Source organism: Stenotrophomonas sp. 85239_Sma (genome assembly GCF_056481725.1).
Window position 1 is genome coordinate 2,050,230 of record NZ_CM151163.1, and the last position, 15,591, is coordinate 2,065,820.

General features: G+C 66.7%; 9 protein-coding genes and 2 pseudogenes. 9 read left to right on the forward strand and 2 right to left on the reverse strand.

What is annotated here, in order from left to right:
* Positions 1-55 precede the first annotated feature (55 nt).
* Positions 56-2,965, forward strand: coding sequence for a VIT domain-containing protein (locus ACYKG1_RS09685; protein ID WP_478472540.1), 2,910 nt, complete (start codon positions 56-58; stop codon positions 2,963-2,965).
* 102 nt (positions 2,966-3,067) lie between these two features.
* Here ACYKG1_RS09685 and ACYKG1_RS09690 read toward each other — a convergent pair.
* A pseudogene (locus ACYKG1_RS09690) lies at positions 3,068-3,202 on the reverse strand (acyltransferase family protein); the annotation flags it as partial.
* Between ACYKG1_RS09690 and ACYKG1_RS09695 the strand changes: the two are divergent.
* The 8 genes and pseudogenes from ACYKG1_RS09695 to ACYKG1_RS09730 form a co-directional block, all read left to right on the forward strand.
* Positions 3,195-3,532 (forward strand): annotated as a pseudogene (locus ACYKG1_RS09695) (LytTR family DNA-binding domain-containing protein); the annotation flags it as partial. The pseudogenes ACYKG1_RS09690 and ACYKG1_RS09695 sit on opposite strands and share 8 nt — an antisense overlap.
* A gap of 16 nt (positions 3,533-3,548) precedes the next feature.
* Positions 3,549-4,674, forward strand: a protein-coding gene (gene prfB, locus ACYKG1_RS09700; RefSeq protein ID WP_014037064.1) for a peptide chain release factor 2 whose coding sequence is annotated in 2 segments (ribosomal slippage) — positions 3,549-3,623 and positions 3,625-4,674 — 1,125 coding nt in all. Because the reading frame shifts where the segments join, the coding sequence is not laid out codon by codon here.
* A gap of 45 nt (positions 4,675-4,719) precedes the next feature.
* Positions 4,720-5,502 carry a helix-turn-helix transcriptional regulator gene (locus ACYKG1_RS09705; protein ID WP_478472541.1) on the forward strand — a complete coding sequence of 261 codons (783 nt, stop codon included), beginning with the start codon at positions 4,720-4,722 and terminating at the stop codon, positions 5,500-5,502.
* Between the two features lie 674 nt (positions 5,503-6,176).
* Complete coding sequence (locus ACYKG1_RS09710) at positions 6,177-7,562, forward strand: NAD-dependent succinate-semialdehyde dehydrogenase (RefSeq protein ID WP_100472164.1); 1,386 nt, start codon at positions 6,177-6,179, stop codon at positions 7,560-7,562.
* Positions 7,563-7,625: 63 nt separating this feature from the next.
* Positions 7,626-9,266: an acetolactate synthase large subunit gene (locus ACYKG1_RS09715; protein ID WP_100472165.1), complete on the forward strand. Its 1,641-nt coding sequence runs from the start codon at positions 7,626-7,628 to the stop codon at positions 9,264-9,266.
* A gap of 187 nt (positions 9,267-9,453) precedes the next feature.
* Positions 9,454-10,965: a lysine--tRNA ligase gene (lysS, locus tag ACYKG1_RS09720; RefSeq protein WP_100472166.1), complete on the forward strand. Its 1,512-nt coding sequence runs from the start codon at positions 9,454-9,456 to the stop codon at positions 10,963-10,965.
* A 205-nt stretch (positions 10,966-11,170) separates the two neighbouring features.
* Positions 11,171-12,316 (forward strand): cyclic di-GMP phosphodiesterase response regulator RpfG, encoded by a 1,146-nt coding sequence (gene rpfG / locus ACYKG1_RS09725; RefSeq protein ID WP_014037069.1) that lies wholly within the window; start codon positions 11,171-11,173, stop codon positions 12,314-12,316.
* A complete protein-coding gene (locus ACYKG1_RS09730; RefSeq protein ID WP_478472543.1) occupies positions 12,313-14,487 on the forward strand; it encodes a response regulator in 2,175 nt (724 codons plus the stop codon). The genes rpfG and ACYKG1_RS09730 overlap by 4 nt, the downstream gene beginning before the upstream one ends.
* Positions 14,488-14,558: 71 nt before the next feature.
* On the opposite strand, the gene ACYKG1_RS09735 is transcribed toward ACYKG1_RS09730, so the two are convergent.
* Positions 14,559-15,431 carry a crotonase/enoyl-CoA hydratase family protein gene (locus ACYKG1_RS09735; protein ID WP_100472168.1) on the reverse strand — a complete coding sequence of 291 codons (873 nt, stop codon included), beginning with the start codon at positions 15,429-15,431 and terminating at the stop codon, positions 14,559-14,561.
* Positions 15,432-15,591 lie beyond the last annotated feature (160 nt).

The following is a 15,591-nucleotide window of genomic DNA, read 5'->3' on the forward strand; positions in this document are numbered from 1 at the left end:
CCCCGTTCCCGCTGTTCGTGCGTTCAACGGTCCACGATCCCACTGGAGCCCTGTCATGGTCTTCGCCCGTTGCTGCAGCGTGTTGATGCTTGCCCTCGCGATCTGGCCCACCGGCGCGCAGTCGCCACGCATTGCCCGGCCGCATGCCACCACCCCGTTGCTGATCGCCCCCGCCGCCGAACAGCCGGTGCAGCTGCGGCAAGCCCTCATCGAAGGCGAAGTCCAGGCCGGCGTCGCCCAGACCCGGATCACCCTGGAGTTCCACAACCCGAACCGGCGCGTGCTTGAGGGTGAGCTGCAGTTCCCGCTGGCCGATGGCCAGCAGATCAGCGGCTTCGCGCTGGACATCAACGATGAACTGCGCGACGCCGTGCCGGTGCCGAAGGACCGCGGCCGCCAGGTGTTCGAGGAAATCGCGCGCCGTGGCGTCGACCCGGGCCTGCTGGAACAGACTGCCGGCAACCAGTTCCGCCTGCGTATCTATCCGCTGCCGGCCGGTGGCAGCCGGCGTGTGCAGTTGGTGATTCGCGAGCCGCTGGCCTTCGCCGGCCAGGGCTGGCAATGGACATTGCCGTTGCAGTTTGCCGCCGGTGCGGCTTCGGTCGAATTGAAGCTGCAGGCTCCCGGCGCGGCCACCGCGGGTACGGCTCCGTTCCGTATCAATGCAGGCCATCTGCACTGGCAGGGCAGGGGTGCGCAGTTGCCGGCCCAGCTGCAATGGAGCCTGCCGGCGGCACGTCAGGCACAGGTGCAGGTGGCACACTGGCAGGATGGTCACTACCTGCTGGCGCAGCTGCCGGTGGCGGTCAGCCGCACGCCGCGCACGCTTCCCAGCGAAATCGGCCTGCTGTGGGACGGTTCCGGGTCCTCCGGTCAGCGCGACCAGGCGCGTGAGTTCGCATTGTTGGAACGCTATTTCGCCGCGCTGGGTAACGGCACGGTGGCATTGACCGTGCTGCGCGACCGCGCCGAACCGGTGCGTCGCTTCCGCGTCCGCGCCGGCAACTGGAACGAGTTGCGTGCAGCACTGCAGGCCGTACGCCCGGATGGTGCCAGCGCGCTGGCGCAGTGGCAGCCGCAGCCGAGCGTGAAGGAATACCTGCTGGTCAGCGATGGCCTGCTGACCTATGGGCCGGAAGCATTGCCAGCACTCGCGCCGGAGCAGCGACTGTTCACGGTCAGCAGTGCCGGTGCGCGAACCGATGCAGTGCGCCTGCGCGGCTGGAGCGAAGCGCATGGCGGACGCTTCGTCGCGCTGGGTAATGATGTTGATGCGGCCGCTCGCGAACTACTGTCGTCGCCGTTGGACGTGCAGGTCGATGCGGGCCGTGGCGTACAGGATGTTGTGATCGATCGCCGCAGCGAGGCCGAAGGCTGGCTGTGGCTGCATGCTCGCCTTGCGGCGGACGGCGTGCCGATGCGGGTGCGCGTGGGCGGCGGTGAATGGCAGGCACTGCCGGCAACCCAGAAGAGTGATGACGGTGAACTGCTGGCCGGCTTGTGGGCGCAGGCCCGTCTGCAGCAACTCGGCGCCGACCGTCGAGGCAACCGCGAAGCTATGCAATTGCTGTCACAGCAGTTCGGCCTGGTCGGTCCGGACACCTCGCTGATCGTGCTGGAAACGCTGGATGACTACCTGCGCTATGCGATCCGCCCTTCGGGCACGCTGCGCGCCGAGTACGACGCCCGCTTCGCACGGCAGGTGAGCGATCGCGCCGCTGCCGATCGCCAGCGCTTGGACCAGGTTGCCGCACGTTGGAAGGAGCGCCAGCAGTGGTGGAACCGTAGCTGGCCGAAGGGAGCGCCTCCGCAGTTGAAGGGCGGGGCGCTGGAAGTTGCATCCGCGGACTATGCGATGGACTCGGCGCCGGTGGCGATGCTGGCCGCGCCGGCCCCCGCGGCACCGCCCGCCCCCGCGCAGATGGCGGCGGCCGAGCAACGCATGGAAGCCAGCAGCGCGCGTGCACGTCGCTCGGCGTCTGCATCCAACAAGGCGCTGGATCTGATCACAGTGACCGGCAGCCTTGAGGCCACGCCCGCTGCCGCCAACGACGGCCAGCTCGGCATCCAGCTGGCGGCCTGGCAGCCGGACTCGGCCATCGCCCGGCGCCTGCGCCAGGGTCCGCCGTCGCAGCTCTATGACCGCTACCTGGCCGAGCGCGATGCCCATGCCGACAGCAGCGCGTTCTTCCTCGATGTGGCCGATCTGCTGCTGGAGCAGGGCCAGCGCGACCTGGCACTGCGCGTGCTGTCGAACCTGGCCGAGATGGACCTGGACAACCGCCACCTGCTGCGCGTGCTCGGCTACCGGCTGATGCAGGCTGATGCCCCGGCACTGGCGGTGCCGGTGTTCGAGCAGTTGCTGGCGATGGGCCAGGAAGAGCCGCAGAGCTTCCGCGATCTTGGCCTGGCACTGGCGGCTGCGGGCAAGCCGCAGCAGGCGCTGGCGCCGCTGTACCAGGTGGTGGTGCGGCCGTGGGACAACCGTTTCGATGGCATCGCCCTGATCGCGCTGGATGAGCTGACCAACCTGGTGGCACGCAGCACGCCGCGCCTGGACACCCGCAGCATCGACCCGCGCCTGCTGCAGGCGATGCCGCTGGACCTGCGCGCGGTGCTGTCGTGGGACGCCGACAACAGCGACATGGACCTGTGGGTGACTGACCCGAACGGCGAGCGCGCGTACTACGGCAATCGCCTGACCTATCAGGGTGGGCAGATGTCGCAGGACTTCACCGGCGGCTATGGTCCCGAGCAGTTCTCGCTGCGCAACGCCAAGCCCGGCAAGTACAAGGTGGAGGCAAATTACTTCGGCAGCCGTCAGCAGCTGGTGACCGGTGCGACGACTCTGATGCTGCGCCTGACCACGCACTGGGGCACGGCCAAGCAGAAAGACCAGATGGTGACGATGCGGTTGAAGGATCGCGCTGAAACCGTGCTGGTGGGCGAGTTCGAGGTGAAATGACCGATCCCGGGCTTATGTAGCGTCGAGCTTGCTCGACTGCCTCGAGGTGGAGCCGAGCCCATGCTCGGCTCATGGCAGAGGTAGCCGGGCATCGGCTCGGCGCTACAAGGACACGGCGCGTGCGATCGTCGACGCTGGCGGATCGGCGCGCAGGCCAAACAGAGGTCGCAGCCAGCGCAAGCGTCGGATCAGCAGCTCGTGGATCAGCAGGCAGCCGCCGACGGTGCCGGCCACTGCGGACGTGGAGTACGCCCAGGCGGCGGGGAACTACGTGAACCTGCGGGTACGCGGCCACGACTACCCGGTGCGGATCACCATGGCGGTACTGGAGCAGCGGCTGGACCCGGGCGTGTTCCTGCGCCCGCACCGCAGCTGGCTGATCCATCGGGGCCAGCTGCGCTCGATCGAGCCGCTGGACGGGGGCGAGGCCCTGCTGCATATGGCCATGGAGCCAAGGTGCCCTGCAGCCGGCGCCAGCTGCCGTTGCTGCGGCAGGCGCTGGGGGCAGGGTCAGGCCCTCATTCCGGGCACCCGCGGCCTGCGGTATCATTGCCAGTCATCTTTTGAATGCATAACCGCCGACATGATCGAACTGAATCCTGTCCGCCAGCGCATCACCGATCTGACCGATCGCGTGCTGTCGCTTCGGGGGTATCTTTGACTACGACGCCAAGAAAGAGCGTCTTGAAGAAGTAACGCGGGAGCTGGAAAGCCCCGACGTTTGGAACAACGCCGAATACGCCCAGAACCTGGGCCGCGAGCGTTCCAGCCTGGAAAAGACCGTGGGCGGCATCGCCTCGGTGCTCGATGGCCTGAACGACGCCACCGAACTGCTGGAGCTGGCCGAGTCCGAGCAGGACGAGGACACCGCACTGGCCGTGGTCGCTGACCTGGACAAGCACCAGGCCCACGTGGAGAAGCTGGAGTTCCAGCGCATGTTCTCCGGCGAGATGGACAATGCGGCCGCGTTCGTCGACATCCAGGCCGGTGCCGGCGGCACCGAAGCACAGGACTGGGCCGAGATCCTGCTGCGCATGTACCTGCGCTGGTGCGAGTCGCGCGGCTGGAAGACCGAACTGATGGAAGTGTCCGGTGGCGACGTCGCCGGCATCAAGTCGGCCACGCTGCGCGTGGAAGGCGACTATGCCTATGGTTGGCTGAAGACCGAGACCGGCGTGCACCGCCTGGTGCGCAAGTCGCCGTTCGACTCGGACAACCGCCGCCACACCAGCTTCACCTCGGTGTTCGTGTCGCCGGAGATCGATGACAACATCGACATCACCATCAACCCGGCCGACCTGCGTACCGACGTGTACCGTTCGTCCGGTGCCGGTGGCCAGCACGTGAACAAGACCGAGTCGGCGGTGCGTATCACCCACATCCCGACCAACATCGTTGTGGCCTGCCAGACCGGCCGCAGCCAGCACCAGAACCGCGACAACGCGATGAAGATGCTGGCCGCCAAGCTGTACGAGCTGGAGATCCAGAAGCGCAACGCCGAAAAGGACGCCGTGGAAGCCACCAAGTCCGACATCGGCTGGGGCAGCCAGATCCGCAACTACGTGCTCGACCAGAGCCGCATCAAGGACCTGCGGACCGGCATCGAACGCTCGGACACGCAGAAGGTGCTCGACGGCGACCTGGACGAGTTCGTCGAGGCCAGCCTGAAGGCCGGCCTGGCCGTGGGCTCCAAGCGCGTCGATGCCTGATCGACCCGCCTGCGCGGATATCATCGCTCTCCGTGACGGGGAGCGATGATGCGCAGCGAAAGTGAACGCAAGGAACTCGGTGGCTTCCTCAAGGCCTGCCGTGCTCGTGTCGACCCCGCCACGCTCGGCCTGCCGGCCGGGCGCCGGCGTACCCCGGGCCTGAAGCGCGAGGAAGTCGCACTGGCGATCGGCGTCAGCGTCAGCTGGTACACCTGGATCGAGCAGGGCCGCGAAGTGCGCGCCTCGCCCGAGGTATTGGAGCGGCTGGCGCAGGTGCTGCGCATGAGCGACGACGAACGCGCCTATGCGTTCGCGCTGTCCGGCTACGGCGTGCCGCTGGAATCACCGGACGAGAGCGTGACCGACGGCCTGCGCCAGCTGGTGGAAGCGATGCAGCCGATCCCGGCCTACGTACGCAATACCCGCTTCGACATCCTGGCCTGGAACCCGGCCATCGCCGACCTGTTCGTGGACTACAGCCAGTTGGCGCCGCATGAGCGCAACACGTTGCGGCTGATGTTCCTGTACCCGCCATACCGCACGCTGATCCTCAACTGGGAAGAAATGACCCGCGGCCTGTTGGCCGGCTTCCGCGCGGCGATGGCGCAGGCACCGGACAAGGCACCCTTCCTGGCGCTGGTGGAAGACATCGCCGCGCATAGCGAGGAGTTCCGCCAGTGGTGGCCAGAGCACGAAGTGCGCCGCTTCGATGAAGGCGCGAAGAAGCTGAACCATCCCACGCGCGGGTTGCTGGACCTGCAATACGTGGCGCTGGTGCCGGAGAGCCGGCACGATCTTTCCCTGGTGACCTACCTGCCGCGGAAGTAGGGGGTGTTCGGCAGGGCTTGCAGCGCTGCACCTGCTTCAAGCCGAAGCAACGGCAACAGCAACAGCGAGCTATCCGTAGGTTGGCGGGGCGGTGTCGAAGTGCGGGGACGCCGCAAGTACGTCCGTGTAGGCTTGGCAGCCGCTTGCTCGTGTGCGCAGTCCTGCGCACACGGCAAGACCGGGGTTGGGCGTCCTGCCCAACCCGCCCGAGGCATGCCTCGGGCCCATGCGGCTGACACCCCGCACTCCGACACCGCCCCACCTCTGACAATTTCCCGTGATCTGGTAGATCCACGCCATGCGTGGATGGTTTTCGATCTCAATTGGAGATATTTGATTCCGAAAGAGATTCAGCCACGAATGGCGTGGATCTACTGTGGCGACCTTACTTGTGTCTGGGGCAGAGCCCCCTGAGTCAGGGGGCGGCCGCGAAGCGGCGGGGGTCTGGGAGCTGGTAAGTGGGGCCCGCGGTTCGCGTAGCGAAGCGTGGGAGCGGCAGCGCGCATGCGATGGCGCGTACCCAGGGCGCAGCCCTGCCAGGACAACCCACCCCATTCAGGCAGGTAAGTACAGGTCACAGGATAAGCAGACGCCTTGTTGCTGCCATCGATCAGGTCCACATTCCTGTGCAGGAGACGGGCCGCCGCCCGTTGTCGAGACACCAGGAGACCTGCATGTCCGCTGCCCCCACTACCGCCATTTCCCGCGATCCGGCCACCGGCCTGCAGATCGCCAGCCATCCCTTCGCGACTGATGCCGAGCTGGAAGCGATCCTCGACCGCAGCCAGGCTGGTTTCGCCGCCTGGAGCGCCAGCAGCCTCGAACAGCGCGCGCAGGTGTTGCGCGCGATGGCGGGCGTACTGCGCCGTGACCGCGAAAAGCTGGCCGCGCTGGCCACCGCCGAGATGGGCAAGGTGCAGGCCGAATCGCTGGCCGAGATCGAGAAGTGCGCCGTGCTGTGCGACTGGTACGCCGACCACGGTGCGCAGTTCCTGCGCGACGAACCGACCCAGGTACCCGACGACAAGGCCTACGTGTCCTACCTGCCGCTGGGCGTGGTGCTGGGCATCATGCCGTGGAACTTCCCGTATTGGCAGGTAATGCGCGCGGCAGTGCCGATCCTGATGGGCGGCAACGGCTTCCTGCTGAAGCCGGCCGAGAACATCGTCGGTACCGCGCAGCTGCTTGACGCGGCCTGGCGCGATGCTGGTCTGCCGGAAGGCACCTTCATCGCCGCCAACATCAGCCGCGACGGCACCAGCCGTGCGATCGCCGATGACCGCATCGCCGCCGTCACCCTGACCGGCAGTGTGGCCGCAGGCCGCAGCATCGCCGCCCAGGCCGGGCAGGCGTTGAAGAAGGTGGTGCTGGAGCTGGGCGGCTCGGACCCGTTCATCGTGCTGGCCGACGCCGATCTGGACGCTGCCGTCGATGCGGCGGTGGCCTCGCGCTTCCAGAACACCGGGCAGGTCTGCATTGCCGGCAAGCGCATCATCGTTGAAGACGCGGTGTACGACCGTTTCGTGGCGCAGTTCTGCCAGAAGGTGCAGGCGCTGACCATCGGCGACGGCCGTGAAGCCGGCAACCGTATCGGCCCGATGGCACGCCAGGACCTGCTGGAACAGCTGGACGCGCAGGTACGCGCCTCGGTGGACGCGGGCGCGCAGCTGCTGGTCGGCGGCCATCAGCTGGATCGCCCGGGCGCGTTCTATGCCCCCACCGTGCTGGCCGACGTGGAGCCGGGCATGCAGGCCTTCGATACCGAGACCTTCGGTCCGGTGGCCTCGATCAGTCGCGCCCGTGATGCCGACCATGCAGTGGAGCTGGCCAACCAGAGCGAGTTCGGCCTCAGCGGCAACCTGTGGACCGGCGACCGCGCCCGTGCGATGCAGCTGGCGCGCCGGCTGCAGACCGGCGGCGTGTTCGTCAACGGTTTCTCCGCTTCGGACCCGCGCGTGCCAATCGGCGGCGTGAAGAAGAGCGGCTTCGGCCGTGAGCTCTCGCACTTCGGCATCCGCGAATTCGTCAACGCGCAGACGGTGTGGTTCGACAAGCGTTGACGCGCAGCTTCCATCCTTCCTGCAACGATCCATCATCAGTCCAGCGAAAAGGACGGCATTCCAATGTCCAAGGGTTCAGATCTGCTCGTCGCCGCGCTTGAGAACGAAGGCGTCGAGCGCATTTTCGGTATTCCCGGCGAAGAGAATCTCGACGTGGTCGAGTCGCTGCGCCATTCCAGCATCGAGCTGGTCATCACGCGCCACGAGCAGGCAGCGGTGTTCATGGCGGCCACCTACGGCCGCCTGACCGGCAAGCCCGGCGTGTGCCTGGCCACGCTTGGCCCGGGCGCGCTCAACTTCACCACCGGCGCCGCCTACGCGCTGCTGGGCGCGTGGCCGGTGATCATGATCACTGGCCAGAAGGGCATCGTGGCCAGCAAGCAGGCGCGTTTCCAGATCGTTGACATCGTCAGCACGATGAGGCCGCTGACCAAGCAGGCGCGGCAGATCGTCTCGGCGCGCACCATCCCGACGATCGTGCGCGAGGCATTCCGTACTGCGCTGGAAGAGCGCCCGGGCCCGGTGCTGCTGGAGCTGCCCGAAGACATCGCGGCCGATGAGGTCGGGGAGGTGGCGCTGATTCCGCCGCACGCGGTGGATCGTCCCATTGCCAGTCCGGAAGCACTGGATCGCGCGGCGGACATCATCCGCAACGCCAAGCGTCCGCTGCTGATGATCGCCTCGGCGGCATCGCGGCCGCAGTCCAGCGACGCGCTGTCGGCGTTCGTGCTGCGCGCGGGCATTCCATTCTTCACCACGCAGATGGGCAAGGGTGCGGTAGCCGGTGGCTCGGGCCTGTACATGGGCACCGCCGCGCTGACCGAGCGTGACTACGTGCACATGGCGATCGATCAGGCCGACGTGATCGTGACCATCGGCCACGAGGTCACCGAGAAGCCGCCGTTCGTGATGCGCGCGGGTGGGCCGACCGTGATCCATATCGGATACTCGCAGGCGGCGGTCGAGCAGGTGTACTTCCCGCAGGTGGAAGTGATCGGCGATATCGGCCGTTCGCTGACCCAGCTTGCCGACCGTATCGAAGGTGCAGTGCCGAACGCCGACGCGCTGCTGCCGCTGCGCGCGACCATTCTGGAACACCTGGCTGACCGTGCCGAGGACGCTGGATTCACCCCGCAGCGCCTGGTGCATGACGTGCGCCAGGTGATGCCGCCGGACGGCATCGTGGCGCTGGACAACGGCATGTACAAGATCTGGTTTGCGCGCAATTACCGCACCCAGGTGGCCAATACGCTGCTGCTGGACAACGCGCTGGCGACGATGGGCGCTGGCCTTCCGTCGGCGATCATGGCCTCGATCCTGTATCCGCAGCGGCGGGTGCTGGCGGTGTGTGGCGATGGCGGATTCATGATGAACAGCCAGGAGCTGGAGACCGCGCGCCGGCTGGGCCTGAACCTGGTGGTGCTGATCCTCAACGACGGCGCCTACGGGATGATCCGCTGGAAGCAGGCGGTGGATGGCTTCACCGACTACGGCATGACCTTCAGCAACCCCGATTTCGTGAAGTACGCCGAGGCCTATGGCTGCAAGGGCCACGAAGTGACGGCCATCGAGCAGTTCATTCCAACCCTGGAAGCGGCCTTCAACGAGGGTGGGGTGCACCTGGTGTCGGTGCCGGTGGACTATTCGGAAAACCAGCGGGTACTGGTGGACGAGTTGCGTCAGGCGTTCCCTGGAAACAGGTAGATATCCAGGGTCCAGGGAGGGGCCCGGATGGGGTCAGATCCCTTTTGCCTCGTAAAAGGGATCTGACCCCAGGCTGCTACCGGGCGGGCGGGCGTGGCCGGGGCCGGGGCAGGGCGGTTTTGGTATGCTGGGCAACCGGCTGCGCCGGGCGCAACATCCCCCCTCACTATATGATTCCCGCAGATCCATGAGCGAAGCTACCGATACCCCCCCCGTCGACGAAAACAAGTTGATCGCCGAGCGCCGTGAGAAACTCAAAGCGCTGCGTGGGCAGGGCATCGCGTACCCGAACGACTTCCGTCGCGAAGACTTCGCCGGCCGCCTGCAGGAAGAATTCGGCGATGCTGAAACCTGGACCGCCGAGGCCCTGGAAGGCAACGGCCGGCAGGTGAAGATGGCGGGCCGCCTGATGGCCAAGCGCATCATGGGCAAGGCCAGCTTCGCGCAGATCCAGGACGAGTCCGGCCGCATCCAGCTGTTCCTGCAGGGTGCCGTGCTGGGCGATGCCTACACCGCCTTCAAGGGCTGGGACGTGGGCGACATCATCGCCGTCGAAGGCGGCCTGACCCGCACCAAGACCGGCGAGCTGTCGGTCAAGGCCGAATCGATCCGCCTGCTGACCAAGTCGCTGCGCCCGCTGCCGGACAAGTGGCACGGCCTGGCCGACGTCGAGCAGCGCTACCGCCAGCGCTACGTCGACCTGATCGTGACCCCGGAGTCGCGCGCGGTGTTCATCAAGCGCTCGAAGATCATCCGCGCCATGCGCGCGTGGCTGGACAACCGCGACTTCCTGGAAGTCGAGACGCCGATGATGCATTACATCCCCGGCGGCGCGGCGGCCAAGCCGTTCACCACCCACCACAACGCGCTGGACCTGGACCTGTACCTGCGCGTGGCACCGGAGCTGTACCTCAAGCGCCTGACCGTGGGTGGCCTGGAGCGCGTGTACGAGATCAACCGCAACTTCCGCAACGAAGGCGTCAGCACGCGCCACAACCCGGAATTCACCATGATGGAGCTGTACGAGGCCTATGCCACGTACAACGAGATCATGGACCTGACCGAAGGCGTGATCCGTGACGTGGCCAAGGCGGTCAACGGCGGCACCGAGGTGGAGTGGGACGGCGCGAAGATCGACCTGGGCCCGGCGTTCCGCCGCTGGCGCATGGACGAGGCGGTGCGCCACCACAACCCGGAAATCTCCGCCGCGGACTGCACCGACCGTGACGCGCTGCTGCGGCATTGCGAGCGCTTGAAGATCCGCGTCAAGCCGTCCTACGGCTGGGGCAAGCTGCTGCTGGAGATCTTCGAGGCCACTGTCGAGCACACCCTGATCCAGCCGACCTTCATCACCGATCACCCGGTGGAGGTCTCGCCACTGGCCCGCGCCAACGACAATGATCCGGGCTACACCGACCGCTTCGAGCTGTTCGTCAATGGCAAGGAACTGGCCAACGGCTTCTCCGAGTTGAACGATCCGGAAGACCAGGCCCAGCGCTTCCAGGCCCAGGTGGCCGCGAAGGAAGGTGGCGACGACGAGGCCATGCACTACGACGCCGACTACATCCGTGCGCTGGAGTACGGCATGGCGCCGACCGGCGGCCTGGGCATCGGCGTCGATCGCCTGGTGATGCTGCTGACCGGCAGCAGCTCGATCCGTGACGTGTTGCTGTTCCCGTACATGCGTCCGGAGCAGTAAGTCGTCTTTTTGACTCCTGATTGTGCGCGCCGTCCCGAAACGAGACGGCGCGATTGACGCCTCCCGCACTCGGCGTATCGTTATTGCACTACCTTGACGCTTGGTATGGCTTGATCGGCGCCATGGGGAGTGCACAGCGTGGAGAGCCCGCTTCACAATGTGATGACGATCATGAATCGGGACGCATGACACGGGAGTCAGGCCGATGCAGGGTGCGAGCGTTCGCAGCGGCAGAGTATCCTCGCCTGCTGATGATCCAGCATGGTCGAAAAACCAGGCAGAGTACGCGTTGAACATCGTCATTGTTGACGACCAGACTTCCGCCCGGACGATGCTGCGTCACGTCATCGAGGACATCGCGCCAGAACTGAGCGTGTATGACTTCGGCGATCCGCTGACCGCATTGGCGTGGTGCGAGGCGCATCCGGTCGACCTGCTGCTGCTCGATTACCGCATGCCGGAGATGGACGGGCTGGAATTTGCCCGTCGCTTCCGGCGCCTGCCCAAGCACCGCGACATTCCGGTGATCCTGATCACCGTGGTCGGCGACGAACCGATCCGGCAGGCCGCGCTGGAAGCGGGGGTTATTGATTTCCTGGTCAAGCCGATCCGCCCGCGCGAACTGCGTGCGCGCTGCTACAACCTGTTGCAGTTGCGCCAGCAGACCGAGAACGTGAAGCAGCGGGCGTTGTCGTTGGAGCAGCGCCTGCTGGCCAGCATGCATGAAGTCGAAGAGCGGGAGCGCGAGACGCTGTCGCGGCTGGCGCGTGCGATCGAGTTCCGTGACGCCGGTACCAGCGCCTACCTGGAACGCATGGCACGCGTGGCCGGCCTGATTGCCGACCAGCTCGGGCTGCCCGAAGAGGAGGTGCGCCTGATCGAGATGGCCGCGCCGCTGCACGACATGGGCAAGATCGCCATCCCCGATGCGGTGCTGCTCAAGCAGGGCAAGCTCAACGAGGAGGAGCTGGCGATCATGCGCCGGCACCCGCGGATTGGCCATGAACTGCTGAGCGGCAGCCAGAATCGCTTCATCCAGGTTGGCGCCTTGATCGCACTGCGTCATCATGAGCGTTACGACGGCAGCGGCTATCCCGATGGACTGGTTGGCGATGCGATTCCTCTGGAAGCGCGCATCGTGGCCGTCGCCGATGTCTTCGACGCCCTGATATCCCCCCGTCCGTACAAGGAAGCATGGACCATGGAAGCCACCCTGGCTTATCTCTACGCCCAGCGTGGCCGCCTGTTCGATCCCCGATGCGTGGACGCGCTGCTGCGCGGCCGCGAACAGCTGGACCAGATCTGCGCCGAGCATTCGATGGCGTCCGCGCGCCCGGGGCTGGGCGCGTGAAACGCCTGTTGTCGCAGCTGCGGCTGCGCCTGTCCCAGCGCCAGGACAGTGAGCACGGCCAGCAGATCGTCCGCATTGCCCTGATCAGCCTGATCCTGGCCTACGTGCTGCTGCCGGCGCCACGCCACGATCTGCCGCATGCGCAGTACGTCGGCGTGCTGGCGATCGTGCTGACCGGCCTGAGCCTGTCGCTTCTTCTGTTCGGTTGGCTGCTGTGGCGGCCGGCGCGTTCCGATCCTCGCCGCGTGCTGGGCATGCTGGCCGACTATGGGCTGATCGCTGCCGGCATGGTTCAGATGGGCGAACCGCTGGCCTGGGTCTACATCGTGGTGATGTGGGTGACGGTCGGCAACGGCATGCGCTTTGGCAACCACTACCTGTACGTGGCGGTGGCCATGGCGATGGTGAGCTTCGGTTGCACCGTGCTGCTGACCCCTTACTGGCAACAGAATTTCCGCCTGGCCATCGGCCTCTGGCTCGGCCTGGCTGCGGTGCCGCTGTACTTCTCGACGCTGCTGCGGCAGTTGACCGAAGCGATGGCCGAGGCGCGCCGCGCCAGCGAGGCCAAGAGTCGTTTCCTGGCCAACATGAGCCATGAGTTCCGCACGCCGTTGAACGGTCTCAACGGCATGACCGAAGTGCTGGCGACCACGCGCCTGGACGACGAGCAGCGCGAGTGCCTCAACACCATCCAGGCGTCCTCGCGCAGCCTGTTGGCGCTGGTGGAGGAGGTGCTGGACATCTCGGCCATCGAAGCCGGCAAGCTGCGTGTGGTGGCCGAAGACTTCGCAGTGGTCGATGTGATCCAGGCGATCGGGCTGATCCTGCTGCCGCAGGCCAAGGCCAAACGGCTGGACTACCGGGTGAAGGTCGCCGACGGCGTGCCGCCACGCGTGCGCGGCGATGTCGGGCACCTGCGCCAGATCCTGCTGAACCTGGCCGGCAATGCGGTCAAGTTCACCGACCATGGCCGGGTCGAGATCCGTGTTGGCGTCGTCCATGCGGACACCAATGGCGCGGTGCGGCTGCGCTTCGACATCCTCGATACCGGCATCGGCGTGGCACCGGCCATGCGTGCGCGGCTGTTCGATGCCTTCGAGCAGGCTGACGTCAGCATGGCGCGCCGCCACGAGGGCACCGGCCTGGGCACGACCATCGCCAAGGGGCTGGTCGAAGCCATGGGCGGTGACATCGGCTATCTGGAAAACCCGCCGCGCGGCAGCCACTTCTGGGTCGAGCTGCCGTTCGCGCCGCCGCAGCCGCTGGTGCCGGGCGCGGTGCCGAGCCTGACCGGCGACGAGGACGTGGGGCCGGGCGGCAACGTGATCGCCTTTGCCGATCCGTTCCTGCGCCATCGCGCCCGCGTGCGCAGCATGCAGATCCTGGTGGCCGACGACCACGAGGCCAACCGCATGGTCCTGCAGCGCCTGCTGCAGAAGGCCGGCCACCGCGTGCTGTGCGTGGACGGCGGCGAGGCGGTGCTGGATGCACTGGCCGACAGCGAATTCGACGCGGTCATCGTCGATCTGCACATGCCGGGCATGAGCGGGCTGGACATGCTCAAGGAGCTGCGGGTCATGCAGGCCGGCGGTGGCCCGCGCACGCCGGTGCTGGTGCTCAGTGCCGATGTCACGCCCGAGGCGATCCAGCGCTGCACCCAGGCCGGTGCGCATGCCTTCCTGGCCAAACCTGTGGTGGCGGTCCGCCTGCTCGATACCCTGGCCGAGATCGCCAACAACGCCCAGCTGAAGACCATGGCCGCGCCGGTGGTGCGGCCGGCGGCGCTGCAGGATGGGGTGCTAGACAGCAGTGTGCTGGACGAACTGGCCTCGCTGGGCATGGGCGAGGGTTTCGAACGCGAGTTCATCCGCCAGTGCCTGGAGGACGTGGCGGGCTGCATGGGCAAGGCCGAGCAGGCCGGCGAGGCTGAGCGCTGGGATGTGTTCCGCGAGCAGTCCCACGCGATCAAGGGCGTGGCCAGCAACCTCGGCCTGATGCGCGCGTCCAACCGCGCCGGCGAGCTGATGCGGATGGCCGACTGGCAACTCAAGACCGAATGGCGCCCGCGCCTGGACATCCTGCAGGAGGCGATCAAGGAAGGCCGGCGTGCGCTGGAGGCACGGGCCGAACGCCGGCTGCGCGGCGCTGCTGACGATGGCGAGGCGCGCTGAACCACGGCAAGGGCCATAAAAAAAGCCCGGTGGCCAACCGGGCTTGAACCCATCCTGGGGGAGGGGATGAATCAGGCCACGTCGAGGCTGGCGCGACGGGTCTGGGCCTTGATCAGGCGATCCATGGTGCGCAGCGAGCGGTCGCCGAGAGCCAGGGCGGAATCGACCCATACCTTGGTGATCTCCAACAGTTCGTCGTAGCTGACAGGCTGGGCAATGCTGCGTGCGGCGTTCATTGCCAGGTAGGACTGTGGGGTGCGCTGCTGCTGGCGGATCAGTTCTTCGACCGCCGCGCGGCCTTCGCCCTTCTTCACCAGCACGTCGACCACGCCCATCGCATGCATTTCCTCGGCGCTGTAGACCCGGCCGTCGAGGATGATCTTCTCGGCCAGATGTGGTGACACACGGCGGCACAGGAACGAATAGGCGCCCATGCCCGGGAACAGGCCGAACAGAACCTCGGGCAGGCCCATGCCGCTGCCTTCCTCGGCCACGATGGTGTGGCAGGCCAGCGCCATTTCCAGGCCTCCGCCAAGGGCGTCGCCCTGGATCAGGGCGATCGAACGGACGTCGCCGCCGAACCCGGTATGCAGGTGGTGCACGCCCTCCACGCAGCGCTGGGCGTAGTTCAGCAGGAGGTCGCGGTTGCCTTCGCGGATCAGGCGGGTGAACAGGTCCAGGTCACCGCCCAGGTTGTAGGCGACGGCGTCGGAGGCCAGCACGAAATGCCGCAGCGTGCCGTTGTGGCGTTCGGCAGGGCCGCGGGTGATGGCCGCCATATAGCTCCACATCTCGTCGAGCATGTCCTTGCGGCAGCAGGGACGGATGCCGGTGGCGGCGTCGGCGTGCATGAACAGCCAATGGGCAGCGCCGTCGGCACTGTCTTCGGTACGGATGGTGGCAAAAGGCGAGCCGCTTGAGGGCAGCTTTTCGATGGTACTCATGGAAGGGTCCTCGGCATGCGGCCCGCAGTGTCAGGTGGGTGGCCGGCGGGCCGAACGGTCCACACACGCGGCGATGCTACACCGCCTCAGGGCCGGCCCATGCGAAAGGGCCCAGGACGTTTCCGCCCCGGGCCCGGTACTGCTCAAACTGCCGCAAACC